This is a genomic window from Cecembia lonarensis LW9 (assembly GCF_000298295.1).
Lineage (GTDB): Bacteria > Bacteroidota > Bacteroidia > Cytophagales > Cyclobacteriaceae > Cecembia > Cecembia lonarensis.
In genome coordinates this window covers 1-792 of record NZ_AMGM01000253.1, presented here as the reverse complement: position 1 = coordinate 792, position 792 = coordinate 1, and the positions used below count along the sequence as shown (strand labels likewise).

Annotated in this window: 1 protein-coding gene; it reads right to left on the bottom strand. The window is 61.5% G+C overall.

The window, feature by feature from the left end; genetic code table 11:
- Position 1 precedes the first annotated feature (1 nt).
- A complete protein-coding gene (hpt, locus tag B879_RS24030; RefSeq protein ID WP_007269222.1) occupies positions 2 to 553 on the bottom strand; it encodes a hypoxanthine phosphoribosyltransferase in 552 nt (183 codons plus the stop codon).
- Positions 554 to 792: the final 239 nt, after the last annotated feature.

The following is a 792-nucleotide window of genomic DNA, read 5'->3' as shown; positions in this document are numbered from 1 at the left end:
GCTACTGGTAGATGTGTGGCGCCAGGGTGCCGATGAAGTCCAGGTTGCGGTACTTTTCATCGAAGTCCAGCCCGTAGCCGACCACAAATTCGTTGGGGATCTCCATGCCGACGTACTTCACGTCGATCTCGACCTTGGCGGCCTCCGGCTTGCGCAGCAGGGTGCAGATTTCTACCGAGGCCGGGCCGCGGGAGTGCAGGTTGGCCAGCAACCAGGACAGCGTCAGACCGGAGTCGATGATGTCCTCGACGATCAGTACGTGCTTGCCCAACAGGTCGGTGTCCAGGTCCTTAAGGATCCGCACGACGCCGGAAGAGGCGGTGCCCGAACCATAGGAGGAGACTGCCATCCAGTCCATGGATACGTGCGAGTGCAGGGCACGGACCAGATCCGCCATGACCATCACCGCGCCCTTGAGGACGCCGACAACCAGGATGTCCCGGCCTTCGTAATCGGCGTCAATCCGCGCGGCCAATTCTTCGATCTTGGCCTGGATTTCTTCCTTGGTGTAGAGGACATGCGCCAAATCAGCGCTGACATCTTTCGAATCCACGAGGGCTCCTGGTTCTGGGGTCGGTATTAAAACCGGTCGGGGGAGGGCAATCTACCCACGGTCTAGGGTGCCACAATCTGAGGTTCAACGGGGAACGGGCAGCACGGCCGTGGCGCGGCTTGGCGGTCGCGGGCCGGTGGGTGTGAGGCAATTCTCACGATTCGACCGCCTTCAGGGCGGCGGCATCTAGGCAAAGTTGCGCGGTCGCGGGCCGGTGGGTGTGAGGCAATTCTCACGAT